This is a genomic window from Bordetella sputigena (assembly GCF_965137885.1).
In the GTDB taxonomy this organism is placed as follows: Bacteria; Pseudomonadota; Gammaproteobacteria; order Burkholderiales; family Burkholderiaceae_B; genus Bordetella_C; species Bordetella_C sputigena.
Window position 1 is genome coordinate 65,156 of record NZ_CBCSCA010000009.1, and the last position, 20,965, is coordinate 86,120.

17 protein-coding genes are annotated in these 20,965 nt (G+C 67.4%); 7 read left to right on the forward strand and 10 right to left on the reverse strand.

Annotation, left to right across the window (positions count from 1 at the left end; genetic code table 11):
• The first annotated feature begins 110 nt into the window (after positions 1–110).
• The 3 genes from ychF (at position 111) to ACNA0R_RS17850 (ending at position 4,317) form a co-directional block, all read left to right on the forward strand.
• Entirely contained in the window at positions 111–1,202 is a 1,092-nt protein-coding gene (ychF, locus tag ACNA0R_RS17840; protein ID WP_415827387.1) for a redox-regulated ATPase YchF, read from the forward strand.
• 194 nt (positions 1,203–1,396) lie between these two features.
• Positions 1,397–3,043, forward strand: a complete 1,647-nt coding sequence (locus ACNA0R_RS17845) for a carboxylesterase/lipase family protein (RefSeq protein WP_415827388.1) — start codon at positions 1,397–1,399, stop codon at positions 3,041–3,043.
• Between the two features lie 134 nt (positions 3,044–3,177).
• Entirely contained in the window at positions 3,178–4,317 is a 1,140-nt protein-coding gene (locus tag ACNA0R_RS17850; protein ID WP_415827389.1) for a Fic family protein, read from the forward strand.
• Between the two features lie 9 nt (positions 4,318–4,326).
• Here ACNA0R_RS17850 and ACNA0R_RS17855 read toward each other — a convergent pair whose 3' ends face one another.
• The 6 genes from ACNA0R_RS17855 to ACNA0R_RS17880 all read right to left on the reverse strand — a co-directional run bounded on the left by ACNA0R_RS17855 (position 4,327) and on the right by ACNA0R_RS17880 (position 12,710).
• A complete protein-coding gene (locus ACNA0R_RS17855) occupies positions 4,327–5,529 on the reverse strand; it encodes an MFS transporter (RefSeq protein ID WP_415827390.1) in 1,203 nt (400 codons plus the stop codon).
• A gap of 196 nt (positions 5,530–5,725) precedes the next feature.
• Entirely contained in the window at positions 5,726–7,387 is a 1,662-nt protein-coding gene (locus ACNA0R_RS17860) for an efflux transporter outer membrane subunit (RefSeq protein WP_415827391.1), read from the reverse strand.
• An 11-nt stretch (positions 7,388–7,398) separates the two neighbouring features.
• Positions 7,399–8,517: an ABC transporter permease gene (locus ACNA0R_RS17865; protein ID WP_415827392.1), complete on the reverse strand. Its 1,119-nt coding sequence runs from the start codon at positions 8,515–8,517 to the stop codon at positions 7,399–7,401.
• Positions 8,518–8,575: 58 nt separating this feature from the next.
• On the reverse strand, positions 8,576–9,733 hold the full coding sequence (locus ACNA0R_RS17870; protein ID WP_415827393.1) for an ABC transporter permease: 1,158 nt from the start codon (positions 9,731–9,733) through the stop codon (positions 8,576–8,578).
• Positions 9,730–11,691, reverse strand: coding sequence for an ATP-binding cassette domain-containing protein (locus ACNA0R_RS17875; protein WP_415827394.1), 1,962 nt, complete (start codon positions 11,689–11,691; stop codon positions 9,730–9,732). Before ACNA0R_RS17875 ends, ACNA0R_RS17870 begins: the two co-directional genes overlap by 4 nt.
• Positions 11,691–12,710 carry an HlyD family efflux transporter periplasmic adaptor subunit gene (locus ACNA0R_RS17880; RefSeq protein WP_415827395.1) on the reverse strand — a complete coding sequence of 340 codons (1,020 nt, stop codon included), beginning with the start codon at positions 12,708–12,710 and terminating at the stop codon, positions 11,691–11,693. The genes ACNA0R_RS17875 and ACNA0R_RS17880 overlap by 1 nt, the downstream gene beginning before the upstream one ends.
• A gap of 148 nt (positions 12,711–12,858) precedes the next feature.
• On the opposite strand from ACNA0R_RS17880, the gene ACNA0R_RS17885 reads away from it, so the two are divergent.
• From ACNA0R_RS17885 to ACNA0R_RS17895, 3 genes are all read left to right on the forward strand, one after another.
• The gene (locus tag ACNA0R_RS17885) at positions 12,859–13,533 is read left to right on the forward strand and encodes a CerR family C-terminal domain-containing protein (protein WP_415827396.1); all 675 of its coding nucleotides are present in this window, start codon (positions 12,859–12,861) and stop codon (positions 13,531–13,533) included.
• A gap of 84 nt (positions 13,534–13,617) precedes the next feature.
• Positions 13,618–16,299, forward strand: coding sequence for an AsmA family protein (locus ACNA0R_RS17890; RefSeq protein WP_415827397.1), 2,682 nt, complete (start codon positions 13,618–13,620; stop codon positions 16,297–16,299).
• Positions 16,296–16,679, forward strand: a complete 384-nt coding sequence (locus ACNA0R_RS17895) for an MOSC N-terminal beta barrel domain-containing protein (protein ID WP_415827398.1) — start codon at positions 16,296–16,298, stop codon at positions 16,677–16,679. Before ACNA0R_RS17890 ends, ACNA0R_RS17895 begins: the two co-directional genes overlap by 4 nt.
• An 86-nt stretch (positions 16,680–16,765) precedes the next feature.
• Here the strand turns inward: ACNA0R_RS17895 and ACNA0R_RS17900 are convergent, their stop codons facing one another.
• From ACNA0R_RS17900 to ACNA0R_RS17915, 4 genes are all read right to left on the reverse strand, one after another.
• Positions 16,766–17,980, reverse strand: coding sequence for a benzoate/H(+) symporter BenE family transporter (locus ACNA0R_RS17900; RefSeq protein ID WP_415827399.1), 1,215 nt, complete (start codon positions 17,978–17,980; stop codon positions 16,766–16,768).
• An 80-nt stretch (positions 17,981–18,060) separates the two neighbouring features.
• Positions 18,061–18,312, reverse strand: a complete 252-nt coding sequence (locus tag ACNA0R_RS17905; RefSeq protein WP_415827400.1) for a YfhL family 4Fe-4S dicluster ferredoxin — start codon at positions 18,310–18,312, stop codon at positions 18,061–18,063.
• Positions 18,313–18,417: 105 nt separating this feature from the next.
• Entirely contained in the window at positions 18,418–18,921 is a 504-nt protein-coding gene (coaD, locus tag ACNA0R_RS17910; RefSeq protein ID WP_415827401.1) for a pantetheine-phosphate adenylyltransferase, read from the reverse strand.
• A 54-nt stretch (positions 18,922–18,975) separates the two neighbouring features.
• Positions 18,976–19,611, reverse strand: a complete 636-nt coding sequence (locus ACNA0R_RS17915) for an RsmD family RNA methyltransferase (protein ID WP_415827402.1) — start codon at positions 19,609–19,611, stop codon at positions 18,976–18,978.
• On the opposite strand from ACNA0R_RS17915, the gene ftsY reads away from it, so the two are divergent.
• Complete coding sequence (gene ftsY / locus ACNA0R_RS17920) at positions 19,610–20,926, forward strand: signal recognition particle-docking protein FtsY (RefSeq protein ID WP_415827565.1); 1,317 nt, start codon at positions 19,610–19,612, stop codon at positions 20,924–20,926. The two genes, ACNA0R_RS17915 and ftsY, sit on opposite strands and share 2 nt — an antisense overlap.
• Positions 20,927–20,965: the final 39 nt, after the last annotated feature.

Consider the following 20,965-nt stretch of genomic DNA (forward strand, 5'->3'; position numbering starts at 1 on the left):
CGCACCTGTGCGCCACCCCACATGACCGCTGCCGGATTACCGGCGCGAATCGGGCAGACCCGCCTTGCCCGCATGGGCATGCGGCGCCTCGATACTTTTATAGGTTCTCCATGGCTCTGCAATGCGGCATCGTCGGCCTGCCGAACGTCGGTAAATCGACCCTTTTCAACGCCCTGACCAAGGCGGGCATTCCGGCGGAAAACTATCCCTTCTGCACCATCGAGCCCAACGTGGGCGTGGTGGAAGTGCCCGATCCACGCCTGCAGAAGCTGGCGGAGATCGTCTCGCCCGAGCGCATCCTGCCGGCCACGGTGGAATTCGTCGACATCGCCGGCCTGGTCGCCGGCGCCAGCCAGGGCGAAGGCCTGGGCAACCAGTTCCTGTCGCACATCCGCGAGACGGACGCCATCGTCAACGTGGTGCGCTGCTTCGAGGACCCCAACGTGATCCACGTGGCGGGCAAGGTCGATCCCATCGCCGATATCGAGGTCATCGAGACCGAACTGGCGCTGGCCGATCTGCAGACCGCGGAAAAAGCCCTGCATCGCTATAACAAGACCGCGCGCTCCGGCGACAAGGAAGCGCAGCGCCTGGTGGCGGCGCTGGAGAAGTGCATCGCCCAGTTGAACCAGGCCAAGCCGGTGCGGTCGGTGGATCTGACGCAGGAAGAACGCGCGCTGATCGGGCCGCTGTGCTTTATTACTTCCAAGCCGGCGATGTATGTGGGCAATGTCAGCGATGACGGCTTCACCGACAACCCCCTGCTGGACCGCCTGACCGAATTCGCCAAGTCCCGCAACGCGCCGGTGGTGGCGATCTGCGCGGCCATCGAATCGGAAATCGTCGACCTGCCGGAAGAAGACCGCGCGGCCTTCCTGGCCGATATGGGCATGGAAGAGCCGGGCTTGAACCGCTTGATCCGTGCGGCGTTCAAACTGCTGGGCTTGCAGACGTACTTCACCGCTGGGGTGAAGGAAGTGCGTGCCTGGACGATACCGATAGGCGCCACCGCGCCCCAGGCGGCGGGTGTGATCCATACCGACTTCGAACGCGGGTTCATCCGCGCGCAGACGATTTCCTATGAGGATTACATCGCCTGCAAGGGCGAGCAGGGCGCGAAGGAAGCGGGGAAGATGCGGGCGGAAGGCAAGGAATATGTCGTGCAGGACGGGGATGTGATGAACTTCCTGTTCAACGTCTGACCCGATCAAGCCATTTCAGGGGACTTCACAAGCTTGCACAAAGATCCCTGAATTGCTCCAGAGCCCCGGTTTTACCGGGGCTTTTCGTTTCTGGACCTTGCCCGATGACAGCACAGCACTTCATTTTCGCAATACCATCTGTCCGCTGATCACACCGGCAACCGTTGGGACAAGCGGAGAAGAGGAGCTGGGCAATGGAGACTGCAACACCTCGCGCGCGGTGTAGACGCGCGTTCCTGAAGCATGCGTCGATAGCGACGGGCGCCGCGGTGATGGCGTCGTTGATGCCCTGTATCGTGCGAGCCGCCGATACGGTGGTCGAGACATCCAATGGCAAGGTCCGTGGCACCTTCGACGAGGCGGTGCATGTATTCAAAGGGCTGCGCTATGGCGACACCACAGGCGGCGAATATCGCTTCATGCCGCCCAGGCCGCCTCAAAAATGGGCGGGCATCCAGGACGCCACGCAATGGGGCGCGTCCTGTCCGCAAGTGGCGGAAACGCAGGATCCTTTCTACGCCTGGTACACGACCATACAGCCGACGAGCGAGGATTGCCTGTTCCTGAATGTCTTCACGCCCGGCGTGAACGACAACAAGCGCAGGCCGGTCATGGTGTGGCTGCACGGCGGGTCGTGGTCGAGCTGCGCCGGTACCGCGCCGGGGTTCGACGGGACCAACCTGGCACGTGCGCAGGATGTCGTGGTCGTCACGGTGAACCATCGACTGAACGCCTTCGGTTATCTATGGCTGGACGACAAAGATGAACGTTTCGCCGATGCGGGTAGCGCTGGTGTACTTGATGTGTTGCAGGCCTTGCGATGGGTACGGGACAACGCCGCGGCCTTCGGCGGCGATGCGAACAACGTCACGGTCTTCGGGCAGTCAGGTGGGGCCGCCAAGGTGATCGCGCTGATGGGCATGCCTGCCGCCAAGGGGCTGTTCCACAAGGCGATCGTGCAGAGCTGCTCGGGTGGCATGCGGATCGACAGCCCGGATGAGGCGGCGCGCCAGGCCCACGCGCTGGCCGCCGCGTTGGGCATGCAGTCCGTCAGCGGCGCCGCCTTGCAGCAGGTGCCGATGGACAAGCTGGTGGCCGCGCTGAAAAGCGTTGCGGATCCTTTCCGGCCCGTGGTGGATGGGCGCAATTTCCTGCGCGATCCCTTCTATCCGGATGCGCCGGCCATGTCGGCGCATATTCCGGTTCTGATAGGCAACGCCAATACGGAAAGCACCTATTACCTGCAGGTCGACCCGCGCAACTTCGCGTTGGAGACAGCGGACGTGCAGCGCAGGCTGCAGCGTTTCCTGAAAGCCGATGCCGCGCGCGTCGATGGGTTGATCGAGGCGTATCGATCCGAATATCCGGCCTACGATCCCAGCCAGATTCTGATGGCCATCACCACGGATTACCTGTTCAAGCGCAATACGCTGAAGGTGGCCGCGCTGCAGGCCACGGCAGGGAAGGCGCCTGTCTACGCCTACGTCTTTACCCGGCAGACGCCCATCCAGGGCGGACGCATCCATTCGCCGCACACGGGCGAGGTACCGTTCATCTTCGGCACCGCCAAGGCGGCGGAGGCGCAGGTGGGCAGTGGCGCGGACATCAAGCCGATGACCCGATGCATGATGGCCACATGGGCCACGTTCGCGCGTACCGGCAATCCGGACAATCCGACGCTGCCGCATTGGGAGCCGTTCCGCGATGCTGATCGCCTAACGATGGCGCTGAGCATGGATAGCCAGCTTCTGAAGGATCCAGGCGGCGCGGCGCGCGAGGCGCTGGAGGGCTTGCCTTATTACGAGTACAGCATCTCCCGGGCCGCGTTCGTAAAAGGCTGAGCCTGCCGCGGTGGGGATGGCGGCGTCGGCGCCCGGCGGGCGCGTCCGCGCAGTGCGGCGAATGGGATTCTCATTCGCCGCATAATATGCGGTGAATATTTGCCATTGCGGAGAATCAGCCGCATAATCACCGCGTGAATAGCGGCGATTATCTCTACATCTGGCAGGTACCGGACTGGCCGGCCTGGCGCTACGATGTCGCGGCCCTGGCGGCGCCCATGGCCCGTGTCAGCCGCGCCCAAGGCCTGTTGCTGGGCAGACTGGCCGATGTCGATCTGGGGCTGCGGGATGAAGCGAGCCTGGCGGCATTGACGGACGATGTGGTCAACACCAGCGAGATCGAAGGCGAACATCTGAATGTCGCATCGGTGCGTTCGTCGATTGCGCGCCGTCTGGGTGTGGACATCGGGGCGTTGGCCCCGGTGGATCGCCATGTCGAAGGCGTCGTCGAGATGGTGCTCGATGCCACCGCCAACCATGCCGCGCCGCTTACGGCGGAACGCCTGTTCGCCTGGCACGCCGCGCTTTTTCCGACCGGCTATTCGGGGATGAGCCGAATCACCACGGGAGCCTGGCGGGATGACGCGCATGGGCCCATGCAGGTGGTGTCGGGGCGGGTGGATCGTCAAAAGGTGCACTATGAAGCCCCCCCAGCTGCCCGTCTGACGCGGGAAATGAAGCGCTTCCTGACTTGGCTGAATACCGCCACGCCACCGGAGCCACCGCTGATCCGCGCGGGGCTGGGGCACTTATGGTTCGTGACGCTGCATCCTTTCGATGACGGCAACGGCCGTATCGCGCGGGCGGTCGGCGACCTGCTGTTGGCTCGCGCGGACGGCGGTCCGCAGCGCTTCTATAGCCTGTCGGCCCAGATCCAGCGCGAGCGCAAGGCTTACTACGACATCCTGGAAGCTACGCAGAAGGGCAACCTCGACGTGACGGCGTGGCTGCTATGGTTTCTGGAGATGCTGCACGCGGCGGTGGACCAGGCACATGGCACGGTGGACGCCGTGTTGCGCAAGGCACGCTTCTGGCAACGCGTGTCGGGAGCCCGACTCAACGAGCGGCAGGTCAAGGCGCTCAATCGCCTGCTCGATGGCTTAGAGGGCAAGCTGACCAGCGGCAAGTGGGCGGCCCTGGCCAAATGCTCGCCAGACACCGCATTGCGGGACATTAATGAATTGGTGCTGCTTGGCGTGCTGCTACGTTCGGAGGCCGGCGGGCGCAGCACAAGTTACGAGTTGGTGGACCCGGAAGTGCTGCGCATACCTTGACCTTCCAGTTCAGGCCTTTGCCACGTCCCGCACCGCCAGCCGCCGCCGCGTGGCCAAGGCCACCATGGCGATGACCAGCGGCGGGAAGGCGATCCAGCAGACCATGTCCCAGCCGTAGTTGGCCAGTACGCCGCCGGACGAGAAGGACCCCAGCACCATGGTGCCGAACACCAGGAAATCGTTGAAGGCCTGGACCTTGTTGCGTTCCTCGGGCCGGTGGCACTCCAGCACCAGCGCGGAAGCGCCCACGAAGCCGAAATTCCAGCCCAGTCCCAGCAGGATCAGCGAGGTCCAGAAATGGCCGACCGTCAATCCCGCCAGGCCGGCCACGGCGGACGCGCCGGTCAATATCAGTCCGGCCATTACCACGCGGCCCGCGCCGAAGCGGCCTATCAGGCGCCCGGTGAAGAAGCTCGGGCCGTACATGGCGATCACATGCCACTGCAGGCCAAGGTTGGACGCTTCCTGCGGCAAACCGCATAGCCGCATCGCCAATGGCGCGGAGGTCATCAGGAAGTTCATCAGGGTATAGCTGATGACGCCGCAGATGACCGCGACGATGAAGGCCGGCTGGCGGACGATCTGTCCCAAGGGCCGGCCGGCGGCGCTTTCCGCGGCGCTGGGGATGGGCAGCTTGACGCCCATCAGGATGCCCGCGCTGAGCAGCGCGACCACCGCCTGGGCAATATAGGTGACCGCGAACATGTGGGGCGGCCATACGTACATGGTGTAGGTGACCAGCTGCGGCCCCAGCACGCCGGCGACCACGCCGGCCGCCATGACGGTGGACAGGGCCCGCGCCCGCTGCGGCGCCGGCACGCATTCGGCGGCGGCGAAGCGGAAGGACAGCACGACGGCCGCATAAGCGCCGCCGAACAGCATGGCGAAGCAGAAAATCCAGAAGTTGCCCAGCAGGATGGCCAGGGCCGAAAGCAGGCCTACCAGTACGCCGCAGCCCGTGCCGCCCAGGAACGCGGCGCGCCGTCCGTAGCGCTGGGCGACCGCGCCGGCCGGCAGCGTGGACAGCGCCATGCCGACGACGAAGATGGAAATCGGCATGGTGGCCAGCGATTTGTCCGGCGCCAGCGTGTTGCCGATGATCGCGGCGGTGGCGTACACCACCGTGGTATTGGCGCCGGCCAGCGCCTGCGCGACGGACAGCCGCGCCAAATTGCCTTGGAAGAATGTGCTGCGCAAAACGGTGGTCCCCATCCCTGGTGCTGCCTGTGGGCGGATGCCGCTGTCGCTGCTATGCGGCCTCCCGGGCTGCCCCGGGAATCGATGCCCCTGTAATCGGGTCCGCCGCCGTACGGCGTCGTGCCGTATATGGCGTGGCTCGCCCCTTGATGCTGCTCAGCCGGCACGATACCTTATTTCTGTTTCTTATATCTTTATGACCCTGGTTGATTTAGGGCTGGGCGGCCGGTCCGACTGCGGTTTCCGTCCCTGCGGGAGCGGTGCCGTCGCCGCCGCCGACGGATTTGTAGACGGCGATCAGGCGCGTGAACAACTGATGGTTGCTGTCCGAGAGGTCGCGGCGGGCCTGGATCCACGTGCGCTGGGCATCGAGCTCGACCAGGAAGTCCGTCAGGCCGCGGGCATAGCGCGCACGGGCCAGATCGTAGGCTTCGCGGCTGGCGGCCTCTTTGGCGCGCAGGCTGGTGTTGCGGCCGCGTTCGGCGTCGTAGCCGGTCAGGGCATCGTCGATCTCTTTCCACGCCTTCAGGACCGTCTGCTGGTAGTTGACCGCGGCCTCCTGCTGGGCCAGCTGGCGCAGCACCACGGTGGCGCGGCGGCGGCCCTGGTCGAAGATCGGCAGCGATAGCGAGGGGCCGACGCTCCACGCGCGCGTGCCCCATTCGCCGAAGCGGCGGTCTTCGTACGATTCGTATCCGAAGCTCGCGCCCAGGGTGATGCGCGGATAGAGGTCCGCCACGGCGACACCGATGTCCGCGGTGGCGCTATGCAAGCGTGCTTCGGCTGCGCGTATGTCCGGACGCCGCAGCGCGACCTGGGACGGCAGGCCCAGCGACAGGTCGGGCAGCCGGGCGGGCAGGGCGGCGAGCGAGGTGGCGGGCCGCGCGGCCAATGTCTGCGTCAGTTCGCCAGGCCGTGCATCCACCAACAGGCCGATCTGGTTCATCAGGGCGGCTTCCTGGGCGTTCAGCGCCGGGAGGCGGGATTCCAGGTCCGCCAACAAGCCGCTCTGGCGGCTGACGTCCAGTTCATCGATCAGTCCGCCGCGGGCCCGCGCCTGCAGCAAGGACAGGCTGTCGCGGGCGGCCGCCACGTCCTGGTTCAACAGGTCGCGCTGCTGTTGCGTCAGCCGCAGTTCGAAGTAGTCGCGGGCCAGTTCGCTGGCCACGGCCAGGCGTACGTCGTCGAGCAGGGCGGCGGCATTGCCGACTTCCGCGTCGGCCGATTCGATGGATCGCCGCACACGGCCCCACAGGTCCAGCTCCCAGGATGCATCGAAGCCGCCCTGGTACAGGGTGAAGGGCGAGCTTAGGACGGAGACCAGTTCTTCCCGATTGGCGGGCGCCACCGCGTTGGCCAACCGCGTGCCGGCGGAGTATTCGCTCTGGCGCTGGCGGGTGACGGCGCCGGTGGCGTCCAGGGTCGGCCCGCGCTGGGCGGCGACGGTGATGCGCCGCATGCGGCTTTGGGCAAAGCGCAGCGCGGCAGTGCGCAGGTCCGGGCTGGCCTGCGCGGCGCGCGCCTGCAACTGGTTCAGCGTGGGGTCGTCGAACAGCGTCCACCACTGCGCGGGGAGGGAGGCCGTACCAGGCGTGGCGGTGGTCGATGTCCCCGCGCTTCCCGCCGTCGCCGCGGCGGCAGCGGCCGTTGCCGCGTCTCGTGGCTGGCTCGCGCCCGATGCGGCGGTGGGCGGCGCCGCGGGCGTCGCGGCCGGGGCGGCGGGACGCGGCGCGCTGCGCCAATCCTGCCAGGACGCCGGCGCCGAGGCGGTCGGCGCGTCGTAGTCGGGCCCGACCGCGCAGCCCGCCAGCATGACCGCAACGAGAAAGGAAACAGGCGCAAGACGCAAAAAGGGAGGATAAGAAGTCGGCATGGCGCGGCTCTTCAAGCAAGGCGATGGCGGAACAGCCAGGCCGCCAGCGGCAGGGTAACGGCGGCGATGCAGGCGAAAGGGATCAGGTCGTGCCAGACGTTGGCCAGGCCGGCGCCCTCCAGGTATACGCTGCGCACCAGATCCACCGCGAAGCGCAGCGGATTGGCATACGTGGCGATCTGGAACCCTTCCGGCATGTTGCGCACCGGCGTGGTCAGGCCCGACAGCAGTACCAGGGGCATCAGCAGCACGAAGTTGTAAAGCATGGCCTGCTGCATGGTGGTCGACACGGCCGATATCGACAGGCCGACGCCGACGATGGCGATGGTGAACATCAGCGTGCCGGCGAGCAGCACCGCCAGGCTGCCCGCCATGGGAATGCGGAACCAGAACAGCGCGATGGCCAGCACCAGCGAAGACTGCAGCAGACCAATCGCGATGGAGGGCAGCGCCTTGCCGAACATGATGGTGATGGGCCGGTAGGGCGTGACCAGCAACTGGTCGAAAGTGCCTTGTTCACGCTCGCGCGCCACCGACAGCGCGGCCAGGGTCATCGTCTGCAGCATACTCAGCGTGGCGATCAGCCCCGGTATGATGCTCCAGCGTGTTTCCAGATTGGGGTTGTACCAGGCGCGCATCTCCACGCTGACCGGCGCCGGTCGGGCGCCAGGACGACTGGCGTTGTAGGCCGTGACGATATCGCGGATCTGCCCCGCGGCCGTGTTGGCCGTCGTCGAGTTGCGGCCGTCCAGGACAAGCTGCAGCGGCGCCTGGCCGCCCGCCGTCAATGTGCGTTCGAAGTCGTCGCCGAAGTGCAGCACCAGCAAGGCATCGCCGGCGTCGATCATGGGCGCGATTTCGTCCGCCGACCGCAGGGTCGCCACGCGTTCGAAGACCCCCGTGCCGTCCAGCCGCGCCAGCAGTTCCGTCGATGCCTGCCCGCGCGACTGATCCAGCACGGCATAGGGCACATGGGTCAGGTCGAAGGTGGCGGCGTAGCCGAACAGCAGGCTCTGCAGTATCACCGGCACGACCAGGACCACGCGGCTGGTGGGATCCTTCAGCACGGCCAGGAATTCTTTCAGGCATAGATTGCCCAGCGGACGCAGATAAGCCAGGAAGGTGTTCATGATGTGTGCCCCGGTGTGACTGTCGGCCTTGGTGTTTGCCTCATGGTTGCTCCGCCTATCACCGGTCCAGCGTCTTGCGCGTCAGGCGGCCCACCCATGCCAGCAGGCCCACGGCATAACACGCCAGGATGGCGCAGTCCTTCAGGATCAGCGGCCAGTAATCGCCCGCCAGGAACACGGTTTTAACCAGCTCCATGAAATACGTGGCGGGCAAGGCATGGCCGACGATGTTCACGATGGCCGGTACGTTGCGCAGGTCGAAGACGAAACCCGACAGCATCGTCGCCGGCATGAAGCTGGCCAGGATGGCGATCTGGCTGGCCAGGAACTGATTGCGCGTGACGGCCGAAATCAGCAGTCCGATGCCCAGCGCCACCAGCATGTACAGCGTGGATCCCGCCAGCAGCGCGGCCATGGAGCCCTGCAGCGGTACCTGGAACAGGAACAGCGCCGCCATCAGGCACAGCGCCAGGCCGACCATCCCGACGCAGAAGTAGGGAATGATCTTGGCGAGCAGCACTTCAACCGGACGCACCGGCGTGACGAACAGCGCTTCCAGCGTGCCGCGCTCCCACTCGCGCGCCATGACGAGGGCGGTGAGGAAGGTACCGATCAGCGTCATGATCAGCACGACGAGGCCGGGGACCAGATACCAGGTGCTGTCGTTGGCCGCGTTGAACCACATGCGGTCCACCACGATCACACTGCCATTCCCGGTCAGGGACAAGGCCGCGCCGCGGTCCGCCTGCTTCTGCAGCCAGATGGCGACGGCGCCTTGCAGATAGCCGCCCACCACCAGCGCCCGCGTCGGATCGCTGCCCGAGACCAGGGCCTGCACCGTCGCGTTGCCGGCGACGTAGCGGCGCGAGAAATCGCTGGGGATGCGCAGCACCGCGTCGGCATCGTGCGCGGCCAGGGCCCGCTCGGCGTCGTGCCATGAAGGCGCCTGCGCGCAGGTCAGATAGGGGGATAGCGCGATGCTGGCGGCCAGGTCGTGGGCCTGCGGCGATGTGTCTTCCATGACGACCAGCACGCGGGCGTTCTTGACATCCAGCGATAGCCCGTAGCCGAAGATCAGGATCAGCGCGATGGGCAGGACCAGGCCGATCAGCATATTGGCGCGGTCGCGGAACAGCTGGCGCACTTCCTTGCGCGTGAGCGAAGCGACTCGGCGCCAGAAGCCGCTGTGGGCGTGGGAGCTTGGCGCGCCGCTCATGGGCGGGCCTCCGCGTCGCCAGTGGGCGGCTGGCCGGCAACGGCCGCGCCGGCCGCCCGGGTTTCGGTCGACGAGCCGGCCGTTGCGCTGGTCGACGCGCCGTTGCGTCCGCGTTCGACGATGCCGATGAAGGCGTCTTCCATAGTCATCGTGCGTTCTGCCGTGGCGCCCGCCTGCGCGCGTACTTCATCCGGCGTGCCCAGGGCCAGCAGTTTGCCGGCATCCTGGATCACGATGCGGTCGCAGTACTCGGCTTCTTCCATGAAGTGCGTCGTAATGACGATGGTGGTGCCCGTCTGCGCCAGCGCGGTGATGCGGCGCCAGAACGCACGGCGCGCGAGGGGATCGGCGCCGCTGGTCGGTTCGTCCAGGAACAGGATATCCGGTTCGTGCAGCAGGCCCACGGCCATGGCCAGCCGCTGCTTGATGCCGCCGGGCAGCTGGCCGGCGGCCTGGTCCAGATACTGGCGCAGGGCGAACTGTTCCGTGACCGCTGCGATGCGTTCGCGCAGCCGTGCGCCGTGCAGACCATAGGCGCCGCCGAAAAAACGCAGGTTTTCGGCGGCGGACAGGTCGCCATAGAGCGCGAAGGCCTGCGACACATAGCCGATGCGCGACCGCGCCTGCGCGCGCGCCGTGCGCATATCCATGCCGGCCACGCGCGCCACGCCGCTGCTGGCCGGCAGCAGGCCGCACAGCATGCGAAAGGTCGTGGTTTTGCCGGCGCCGTTCGGACCGAGCAGGCCGAAGATCTCGCCGCGGGCGACGGTGAAGGTGGTGCGGTCCACCGCGGTGAAGTCGCCGAACTTGCGGACCAGGTCCTGGACTTCGATGGCGGGCTGGCTGGATTGCGCCCGCTCCGGTTCGACCGTGCCGCCTCCGCCAGCCGCGCCGTCCGCCAGGGCGGCCGCGCCCTCCGCGAATGTCGAGGCGCCGCCCACGGAGGATGCGTCGCCCAGGGGTGCCGATGTCCGGGGGGCGGCCGCGCCGTCCACGCGGTCCGCATCGTCCGCCTTATCGACCCGCGCCCGCAGCAGCACCATGAAGCCGTCCTCCAACCGCGCCGGCGCCGCGGCCGCGCCGGCGGCGTCGTCTCCCAACGCGCCGACGTCGGCGCCGGGACGCACGATGAACCGTACTTCGCCGCCGCGCGGGACGGCGTCGACGACCTGGTCGCCGCGATCCAGCAGGCGAGCCTGACGCGCGCGCGGCGCTTCGCCCGGCCCGGCCGGGACCACGAAGCACAGCCCTTCCGCGCGCGCGGCGATTTCGGCCGGCGCGCCGCCGGCCAGCAAACCGCCTTCATGCAACACGTGCACGCAGGCGCAGCGTTCCGCTTCGTCCATATAGGCGGTGGCCACCAGCACGGTCAGGGACTCATCCCGCACCATGCGGTCGATGATTTCCCACAGCTCGCGCCGGGACAGCGGATCCACGCCGACCGTGGGTTCGTCCAGCAGCAGCAGATCGGGCGAGCGCACCAGCGTGCACGCCAATCCCAGCTTCTGCTTCATGCCGCCGGACAGCTTGCCCGCCAGGCGGCCGGTAAAGCGCGCCAGGTCGGTCATCTCCAGCAGGCGGGCATAGCGTTCGCGGCGCGCATCGGCGGGCACGCCATGCAGGTCGGCATACAGGTCCAGGTTTTCCTGCACGCTGAGGTCCGTATACAGGCCGAAGCGCTGCGGCATATAGCTGATGCGCTCCTGCACGGCCTGGGCCTCGCGGGTGACGTCATGGCCCAGTACCCGCAGCTGTCCCGCGTCCGGGCGCATCAAGCCGGCCACCAGGCGCAGGAAAGTCGTCTTGCCCGCGCCGTCCGGGCCGACCAGGGCGGTGACGGTCCCGCGCGCCACGTGCAGCGTGACGCGGTCCAGCGCCTGCACCGTGCGACGCGCCGCCTTCACGGCGAACCGCTTGCCGATGTCCCGCGCGTCGATGACCAGGCCGTCGCCCTCCATCAGCGCGCGGCTCCAGCCGTGCCGGGATCCAGCGCGATGGTCACGGTTGCCGGCATGCCCAGGCGCAGGCGGTCCTGAGGGTCGTCGACCAGCACGCGCACCTCGTACACCAGGCTGGTGCGCAAGGTTTCGGTCTGTACGTTCTTGGGCGTGAACTCCGCCACCGAAGAGATATAGCCCACCTTGCCGGTGATCGGCTGGCCGGGATAGCTGTCGGTGACCACCTGCGCGGCCATGCCCATTTTGACGCGGCCCAGGTCGGTTTCACCGACATAGGCGCGTATCCATTTGGGGTCGTACACGGCCAGTGTGTAGACCGGCCGTTGCGGCGAGGCCATATCGCCCGGCTCCAGCAGCCTGGCCCGCACCACCGCGTCGCGCGGCGCCTTCAGTTCCGCCAGGTCCAGGCGATGTTGCAGCAGATCCGCCTGGGCGCGCGCGGCCTGCAGCGCGGCTTCGGCTTCGGCGATGTCTTCCTGGCGCGGCCCCACCTTGGCCAGGCGCAGGCCCTGCTTGCGATTGTCCAACTGCGCCTGCGCCACGCGCAGGCGCGAGGCGGCGTTGTCCAGATCGTCCCGGCTGACGCCACGGCCCGACGTATCGCCGGCCACGCCTTGCAGGCGCTTCAATTGCCGGGCCGCGAGGTCGGCGTCCGCCTGGGCGGCGAGCACCTGGGCCTGGGCCTGTTGCACTTCCTCCGGCCGCGAACCGTTGCGCAGGCGCAGCAGCGATTGCTCGCGCACGCCCACTTCGGCGCGCGCCTGCGCCAGTTCCAGCGCCAGTGTGCGCGTGTCCAGCCGCGCCACGACCTGGCCGGCGCGTACGCGATCGCCTTCTTCCACCTTCATCTCGGCAATGCGGTCGCTGCCGTCGAAGGCCAGGGCGATCTGGCGGATATCGACGTTGCCGTAGAGCGTCAGGCGGTTCGGATCGGACGGGCCGCGATTCAAGGCCCAGTAGATCGCGGCGGCTGCCGCCAGCAGCACGACGACGGCAAGGATGGCGGTTTTCTTCTTCATGATCGGCATCGGTTCCAACGTAGCGGCCGGGACCAGTGGCCTGGCGGTTCTCTAAATCAAATTAGAATTTGAGATAAACTATACCCACATTTTTGCCGCATTGCACACGGCGCGCATTGCGCTGGGTCATGCCTCCGAGCCCGTCCTGATGCCGTCCAAGAGCCCGCCCACCGCGACGCCGTCGCCCGCGCGCCCTCGCGCCGACGGCGAGGCCACGCGCGTCAATATCATCGAAGCCGCGGGCCAGCTGTTCGCCGAACGCGGCTACGCCGACACCACCAGCAAGGCCATCTGCGCCCGGGCGAAGACCAATATCGCAGCGGTGAATTACTACTTCGGCAGCCGCGACGGGCTGTATCTGGCCTTGTTGCGTGAAGTGCACACCCATGTGATGAGCATGGCGTATCTGCGCGAGCTCGCCGACAGCCCGCTTCCCGCGGAAGAGAAACTCGGCGTATTCATGGAGGGCCTGGTCAGCGCCGTCGTCGACACAAGCAGTTGGCATACCCGCCTGTGGGCGCGCGAGATCCTGACGCCTTCCCCGCTGCTGTCGCAGGTCATGCGCGAAGAGGCCATGCCCAAGTTCCAGGTGCTGAGCGGTATCGTCGCCGAAATTACCGGTCTGCCGGCCGGCACGCCGGCGCTGACCTGTTGCGTGCTGAGCGTGCTGGCGCCTTGCCTGGTGCTGCTGGTGCTGGACCCGGGTGTGGATTCGCCGCTGCGGGAACTGTTCGACCGCCCCGCCGGGCAGCTGGCGGCACAGATGCGGGTACTGGCTTTGCAAGGATTGCGCGCCGTGCGCAACGGCGCGCCGGCCGCCTAGCGGGCCCTTTGTTACCATTGCCATTCGTAGAACCAGCCATCACAGGACACCCGGGAAGATCGGCTTCCCGGTCGCTGAATACCCATGAAGACGTGGACCAAACGCATATCGATAGGCGTGGCGGTAGTGCTCGCCCTTGCCGTCGCGGCGGTGGCGGTCTTTCTATTGACCTTCGATCCCAATGCCTACAAGGACAGGCTGCAGGCCTGGGTGCAGGAGCGGTATCACCGCACGCTGACCATAGAGGGCGACATCGACGCCACGCTGTTTCCCAGCCTGGGGCTGACGCTGCAGGGCGTTTCACTCTCGGAGCCGAATAGCAGCGAAACTTTCGCGTCGATGGAAACCGCGCGCATGTCCGTAGCGATATGGCCGCTGCTGTCGCGCCACATCGTCCTGGACCATGCCAGCTTCAGCGGCGTCAAGGCGCGCGTGGTGCGCGACAAACAGGGACGGCTGAATTTCCAGGATTTGCTGGGCGAGCCCGCCCAGGCGCAGAAGCCGCCCGCGGATTCCGCCGGCAAGGACGACCGGCGCGGCCCCGCGCCCACCATCGACATCGCCGGGCTGGATATCAAGGACGGCGAGATCCAGCTGCAGGACGACGCCCGTGGACGCGCGCTGCTCATCTCGCAATTGAATGCGCGGACCGGTCGTGTGCGCATCGACGAGCCCTTCGACGCCAGTGTGTCGGCGCACGTGCAGGGCGCCAATCCGCGCTTCGACACGGACATCGCCGGCAAGGCCACCGTGCGCATGAATCCGCAGGCCCAGCGCTACGAAGTACGCGGGCTGGATTTGAAGGCATCGGGACAGCTCCCCGACGCCGATGCCCGCAACCTGACCGCGCGCGGCAATCTGACCTATGACGGCCAGACCGGCGCCGTGGACGCCAGTGGCATCGAGGTCGTGTTCCAGGGCGATATCGCCAATGTGGACGGCGGTACCGCCAGTGTCGACGCCAGCCTGGCGGCGGAGCGGCTGCGTGCCGATCCGGCCAGCGGGGCTATCCAGACCTCCAAGGTGGCCGTCCGTGCCAAGGGGACGCTGCCGCGCGGTCCGTTCGAATTCGCCGCCGATGCGCCCGCCCTGGATATTTCGCCCACCGCGGCGTCGGGCGATGCCGTCAGCGCGCGCGTGCGGATCGCCGGGCCCGATGGCGTGGATGCGCGGCTGGCTATCGATGGGATCAGCGGCAACAGCAGCAATCTTGCCATTGCCCAGGCCAGACTCGCCGCCGAGATCAAGCAGGGGGATCGCGGATGGAATGTCAGCGCCGCGTCGCCCGTGACGCTGGATCTGCGCCAGCGCGCCGGTGCGATGCCATCGATGGCCGGCGAAGTCGTCGTTGCCGCGCCGGGCCTGCCGGGCGGCGCCATGCGCATTCCGTATACGGGTGCGCTGCGGGCTGATCTGGCGAAGAAGTCGGCCGATATGGCGATCGATGCGCAGGTCGAAGGCGGCAAGCTGACGTTGACGGCGGATGCGACCCAGCTGGGGGCCAGGCCGGCCGTGCGTTTCGCATTGAATGCCGACGCCCTGGACCTGGACAAGCTGTTGCCGGCCGACACGCAGCCGGCCGCGGCCAAGCCGGGGACGGCGGGTGGCGGCAATGCAGCCGGGAATACGGCCGGTGGGGCCGGCACTGCCGCGCCCGGAAGCGGCAAGCCCGACGGCGGCAAGGGCGCCCAAGCTAGGCCTGGCGCGACGGGAGCGGGCGCCGAGGCGCCGGGCAGTACCGCGGCGTCGGCCGCGAACGACGCGGCGTCCGCCGCGGCTGGTAAACCGGTCCCGAACGGCGCCGGCGCCCCAAGCGCGACGGCATCCGGCGCCGCCTCGCCGCCCGCCTCGGCCGCCGCGCAGCCGGGCGCCATCGACCTGTCCGCCCTGATCGGCCCGACTGCGCAGGGCACCGTCAAGGCAGGCCGGCTGGTCGTACGCGGCGTCACCATGCAAAACCTGTCCGCCACCGTCAAACTGGCGCAGGGCAAACTGGACGTGTCCCCGCTAGCCGCCAACCTTTACAACGGCAAGCTGGCCGGCAACATCACGCTGGACGCCACCCGCGACAACGCAGTGGCCACACGCTTTACGCTCGATGGCGTGGCCATAGGACCCTTGCTGACCGATCTGACCAAACGATCGTCCCTGACCGGTGTGGGTAGCGTGGCCGCCAATCTGACCACCCACGGCGCCCAGTCCACCGCCATGCGCGACAATCTCGCGGGCACCCTCCAGTTGCGCCTGCGCGAGGGCGCCATCAAAGGCTTCGACGTCGCCCGCTCGCTGCGCGATTTGAAGCAATTGATACTCGGCGGCAAGGGCGGCGCCAGCGACAGCGTGCCCGCCGATACGTCGCGCGAAACCACCTTCACCCGCATGGATGCCGATCTGAGCCTGGCGGCCGGCGTCGCCACCATCAAGAAGCTGGACGTCGCATCACCGGTGATACGCGTCAGCGAAGGGTCGCCCGCCATCATCGACCTGCCGAAAGGAACCCTGGACGTCGTCGCCAATGTGCGGCTGGCGGAGCCGCCGCCGGTGGACCTGCGCGAACTGCGCGGCGTGGCCGTGCCCGTGCACGTGGCCGGACCGTACGACCAGCTGCGCTATCGCGTCGACTGGAGATCCGTGGCGGGCGACGCCGCGACGCGTGCGCTGGAACGCGCGCTGGGCGGCAAGGGCGCGGACCAGCAGGACAATGAATCGCGCCGGGACCGCATACGCGACCTGGGCCGGATGCTTAAGGGGATAACCGGAAAATGAGCACTCAATACCATCCCGTCGCGCAATGCGGCGGCCTGGACGACCCGCGCGCCGCCGACTACGACCGCCGCTGGCTGGTGGTGAATTCCGGCGGGCAATGGGTCACCCGTGACGCCTGCCCGGCGCTGGCGGACATCACGGTCGAACTGCGTTTCGGCTATCTGGTTCTGCGGGCGCCAGGCATGCTGCGTATCGATATCCCGCTGGACGTCATTGAAGACGACGACAGCGTGCGCAGCGCGGTGCTGGTCGGCCAGCAGGCCGTGGACGTCGTGGATGAAGGCGAGCTGGCAGCGGCGTGGATATCCAATTACACGGGGATTCCATGCCGCTTGATGAAGGTGCATCCGGAGATGGGGCCGGTCCACTGGCCGGATTGAATATCGCCCGCGAAGCGTTTGCCGCTTGGGGTACTCCGCTTGGGATACTCGGCCTATCCCGCGCAAGCGTTCGCCGCTTCGGGTATTCAGGCGTTCCGGACGCGGCTCATGAACGCATGCGCGACCAGGCCGGCCGCCAGTCCCCAGAACGCGGAACCCACGCCCCAGAACGTCATGCCCGAAGCGGTGGCCAGCAGCGTGATCAGCGCCGCTTCGCGGCCCTGTTCTTCGCGCATGGCCGCCGCCATGCCGCCCATGATGGGCCCCAGCAGGGCCAGGCCCGCCAGCGCGGCGATCAGGGCCGGCGGCAAGGCCTGGAAGAACACCGCCACCGCGCCCGCGGCGATGCTCAGGACAACATAGGCCGCGCCATAGGTAACGGCCGCGACGTAACGCCGCGCCGGGTCGGGATGCGCTTCGCGTCCCGCGCAGACCGCCGCGATGATGGCCGCCAGCGTCACGCTGTGGGCGCCGAACGGCGCCGCGACCAATCCCATGCCGCCGCTGACCGCAATGATGCGCGACGCCGGCACGTCCCGGTAGCCCGCCGCTTGCAGCACCGCGAGCCCCGGCAGGTTCTGTGATGCCATGCCCACGACGAATAGTGGAATGGCCAGGCTGATGACGCCGCGCCAGGTAAAGACCGGCGTGGTCCATACGAATTCGGTCAAATGCCATTCGGCGCCGCCGAAATTGAGCAGCCCCTGGGCGCCGGCGGCCGCCAGTCCGATCGCCAGCACGGCCAGAATGGCATAGCGGGGCGCGTAACGCTTGAAAACCAGATAGGCCAGCGCCATCGGCAGCACCAGCGCGGCTTGTCGCCCCATGGCGCCGAAGACGCCGATGCCGAAGTTCAGCAGTACCCCGGCCAGCATGGCGGAGGCGATCTGCGGCGGAATCCGGCGCGCGATCGGGTCGACCCAGCCCAGCAGCCCGCACACCAGGGCCAGCGCGGCCGCCACCACGAAAGCGCCGACGGCTTCGGCGAAGGGCACGCCGGCCAGCGCGGTAATCAGCAAGGCAGCGCCTGGCGTGGACCATGCCAGCACGATGGGCAGCCGGGTACGGATGCTTAGCCATACGCCGCCCAAACCCAGCGCCAGGCAGATCGATCCCAGCCAGGAACCGATGCGGGCCGCGTCCAGGCCCACGGTGTGGCCAGCCTGCACCATCAGCACGGCGGTGCCGCCGAAACTGACCACCACGGCGACCAGACCGGCGACGATGGCGGACAGCGACAGATCGCCGCGCAAGCCGGCGGCATGGGAGGGGGAGTTCGTTGGTATCGGCGTATCTGGCATGTGAGCCCGGTCAGGTACTGCCTGTCAGGTGCGGCCTGTCAGGTGCGACCGGTCAGGTGCGGCCGGTCAGGTGCGGCCGGTCAGGCACGGCCGGTCAGGCGGCGGTATTTTGCCATCAGCGCTTCCTGGCCTTCCTGCCACTGCGGGTGGATCTCTATGCATTCGACCGGACAGACCACCTTGCACTGTGGCTCGTCATAGTGCCCCACGCATTCCGTGCACTTGTCGGGGTCGATGACGTAATAGTCATCGCCCATCGAAATGGCTTCGTTGGGACACTGCGGCTCGCAAACGTCGCAGTTGATGCATTCTTCAGTGATCTTCAGAGCCATGGCGGAGGCGGCGTTACAAGCCGCTCGGGCGGCGCGCGGCGCGCGCGGATACGCCCATTGTAGTGCCGCGATGCAAGCGGCCGGCGCCGGCGCTGCGCTGGGCGGTCAGTGCGGCCAGCTCTGCTCGCGATGTTCCTTGGCTTTTTCCTGCAGCCAGCGCTCGACGGAAGGGAAGACGAATTTGCTGACGTCGCCGCCCAGTTGCGCGATCTCGCGCACGATGGTGCCGGAGATGAACTGGTATTGATCGGACGGCGTCATGAACAGCGTTTCAACGTCCGGCAGCAGATGGCGATTCATGCCCGCCATCTGGAATTCGTATTCGAAGTCGGAGACCGCGCGCAGGCCGCGCACGATGACACGCCCATTCTGTTCGCGCACGAAATCCTTGAGCAGGCCGCCGAAGCTTTCCACGCGCACATTGGGATAGTGGCCGAGGACCTCGCGCGCGATCGCGACGCGTTCCTCGATATTGAAGAAGGGCTTCTTGTTGCGGCTATGGGCAACGCCAACCACGACCTGGTCGAATAGCGCGGCGGCGCGCCGCACCAGGTCCTCGTGACCGCGCGTGAGCGGGTCGAATGTGCCGGGGTAAACAGCGATGATCATGCGTCCTCCCTTGATTTATGGGTATGTCACCTCTCCGAACCGAGGATTATTGATCTATTTCCGCATTGCAGCAAACCGGAGTAGCGCGTAATGGACAGCGCCGGCGCGATCTTTACGCAACATTTCGAATTGTGCGGCGGGCTGCCCCAGCGCCGGCGCCGGGATCTCTGCCGGGGACTGCGCATGCGTCGCGCCCGACAGGACGTCCGGCGATATCTCTGCCTCGCTTTCCACGTAGACCAGGGCATCGTCGGCCAGGATGCCCGGCAACAGGGGGCCGACGCGCTCCAGCCAGCCTTGGTTGAATGGCGGATCCAGCAACACCAGGTCATAGCGCGACGCGTCCATGCGGCGCAGGACCTCCATGGCGTCGCCGGCGTGGATACGTATCTGGCTCGCGCCCAGTTTGTCGCGGACGGCGCGCAGGGCGACTAGCGCGGCCTTGTCCCGTTCCACCATCTGCACGTGGCCGACGCCGCGCGAAGCGGCCTCGAAGCCCAGCACACCGCTGCCGGCGAACAAATCCAGCACGCTTTTGCCGGCGAAGTCGCCATCCCAGAAATAATGCAGCCAGTTGTAGAGGGTTTCGCGAACCCGGTCCGGCGTCGGCCGCAGCCCGGCCGCATCGATCACCGCAATAGGCGTGCGCCGGTATTGGCCGCCGACGATGCGAATATACTTGTTCGTCATGCTGAATTTCTTCAAGAAAAAACCCCCCGCGCCCGCCCCGGAGCCCGCGCAGGCGCCCAAGCCTGCCGAGCCGACCGGCCGCGACGTCCAGAATCCCGCTCCGCCTGCCCCGGCGCCTGAAGCGCCGCCGCAACGTTCGGATGAGCAGGCGCCCTGGCCATCGGCCAGGGTGGAACCCACCATCGACCTGGGCGGCGCATCGGCGCGCATTCCGGGTGCCGGTCCCGCTACGTCCGGCGTGTCGCCGACCGATGCGCCGGCGCCCGCCGTGGACGCGCGTGGCGCACAAGCCGGCGCGGCCCCGCAGGCGGTGCCGGCAACGCCGCCCATCCCGCCGTCCGCCGCCACACCGGCTCAAACCACGTCCGCCGCCGCGGACGCCGCCGAGCAGCCGGGGAAAAAATCCTGGCTGCAGCGTCTCAAGCAAGGCCTGTCTCGCACCGGCCAGAGCATCGGCGGCCTGTTCGTCGGCGTCAAGGTCGATGAAAACCTGTTCGAGGAACTGGAAACGGCGCTCATTATGGCCGATGCCGGCGTCGAGGCCACGGAAGCCCTGTTGACCGCGCTGCGCGCCCGCGTCAAAAAGGAGCGCATCGAAGACGCCGCCAAGGTGCGCGAGGTACTGCGCCAGATCCTCGCCGACCATCTGCGGCCGCTGGAGCGCCGCTTCGAGCTGGGCCGCGCGCGTCCGCTGGTCATCATGATCGCCGGCGTGAACGGCGCCGGCAAGACGACGTCCATCGGCAAGCTGGCCAACACCTTCCAGCGCCAGGGCGCGAGCGTGCTGCTGGCCGCGGGAGACACCTTCCGCGCGGCCGCCCGGCAGCAGTTGATGGAATGGGGCGCTCGCAACAACGTCACGGTGATCGCCCAGGAAGGCGGCGACCCGGCCGCGGTGGCGTTCGACGCCGTCAACGCCGGCCGCGCCCGCGGCGTGGGCGTGGTGATGGTCGATACCGCGGGGCGTCTGCCGACCCAGCTGCACCTGATGGAAGAGCTCAAGAAGATCCGCCGTGTCGTCGGCAAGGCCGATGCGGCCGCGCCGCACGAAGTGCTGCTCGTGGTCGACGGCAATACCGGCCAGAATGCGCTGGCGCAGATACGGGCTTTCGATGCGGCGATCAATCTGACCGGCCTGGTGGTCACCAAGCTGGACGGCACCGCCAAGGGCGGCACCCTGGCCGCGGTGGCGGCCGGCAGCCAGGGCGTGCGGCCGATTCCGGTGTACTGGATAGGCGTGGGCGAAGGCCTGGAAGACCTGCAACCCTTCGTGGCCGACGAGTTCGCCGCGGCCTTGCTGGGCATGTCCAACTGAACGGGCGGGCGCAATCCGCCGCTCACCGCCTGCCGCCTG

What these genes read in the sequence shown, in the direction of transcription:
- ychF (WP_415827387.1), top strand. Translation starts at nt 111, where the DNA reads ATGGCTCTGCAATGCGGCATCGTCGGCCTGCCGAACGTCGGTAAATCG.
- ACNA0R_RS17845 (WP_415827388.1), top strand. Translation starts at nt 1,397, where the DNA reads ATGGAGACTGCAACACCTCGCGCGCGGTGTAGACGCGCGTTCCTGAAG.
- ACNA0R_RS17855 (WP_415827390.1), bottom strand. Translation starts at nt 5,529, where the DNA reads ATGGGGACCACCGTTTTGCGCAGCACATTCTTCCAAGGCAATTTGGCG.
- ACNA0R_RS17860 (WP_415827391.1), bottom strand. Translation starts at nt 7,387, where the DNA reads ATGCCGACTTCTTATCCTCCCTTTTTGCGTCTTGCGCCTGTTTCCTTT.
- ACNA0R_RS17865 (WP_415827392.1), bottom strand. Translation starts at nt 8,517, where the DNA reads ATGAACACCTTCCTGGCTTATCTGCGTCCGCTGGGCAATCTATGCCTG.
- ACNA0R_RS17870 (WP_415827393.1), bottom strand. Translation starts at nt 9,733, where the DNA reads ATGAGCGGCGCGCCAAGCTCCCACGCCCACAGCGGCTTCTGGCGCCGA.
- ACNA0R_RS17875 (WP_415827394.1), bottom strand. Translation starts at nt 11,691, where the DNA reads ATGGAGGGCGACGGCCTGGTCATCGACGCGCGGGACATCGGCAAGCGG.
- ACNA0R_RS17880 (WP_415827395.1), bottom strand. Translation starts at nt 12,710, where the DNA reads ATGAAGAAGAAAACCGCCATCCTTGCCGTCGTCGTGCTGCTGGCGGCA.
- ACNA0R_RS17885 (WP_415827396.1), top strand. Translation starts at nt 12,859, where the DNA reads ATGCCGTCCAAGAGCCCGCCCACCGCGACGCCGTCGCCCGCGCGCCCT.
- ACNA0R_RS17890 (WP_415827397.1), top strand. Translation starts at nt 13,618, where the DNA reads ATGAAGACGTGGACCAAACGCATATCGATAGGCGTGGCGGTAGTGCTC.
- ACNA0R_RS17895 (WP_415827398.1), top strand. Translation starts at nt 16,296, where the DNA reads ATGAGCACTCAATACCATCCCGTCGCGCAATGCGGCGGCCTGGACGAC.
- ACNA0R_RS17900 (WP_415827399.1), bottom strand. Translation starts at nt 17,980, where the DNA reads ATGCCAGATACGCCGATACCAACGAACTCCCCCTCCCATGCCGCCGGC.
- ACNA0R_RS17905 (WP_415827400.1), bottom strand. Translation starts at nt 18,312, where the DNA reads ATGGCTCTGAAGATCACTGAAGAATGCATCAACTGCGACGTTTGCGAG.
- coaD (WP_415827401.1), bottom strand. Translation starts at nt 18,921, where the DNA reads ATGATCATCGCTGTTTACCCCGGCACATTCGACCCGCTCACGCGCGGT.
- ftsY (WP_415827565.1), top strand. Translation starts at nt 19,610, where the DNA reads ATGCTGAATTTCTTCAAGAAAAAACCCCCCGCGCCCGCCCCGGAGCCC.
- ACNA0R_RS17915 (WP_415827402.1), bottom strand. Translation starts at nt 19,611, where the DNA reads ATGACGAACAAGTATATTCGCATCGTCGGCGGCCAATACCGGCGCACG.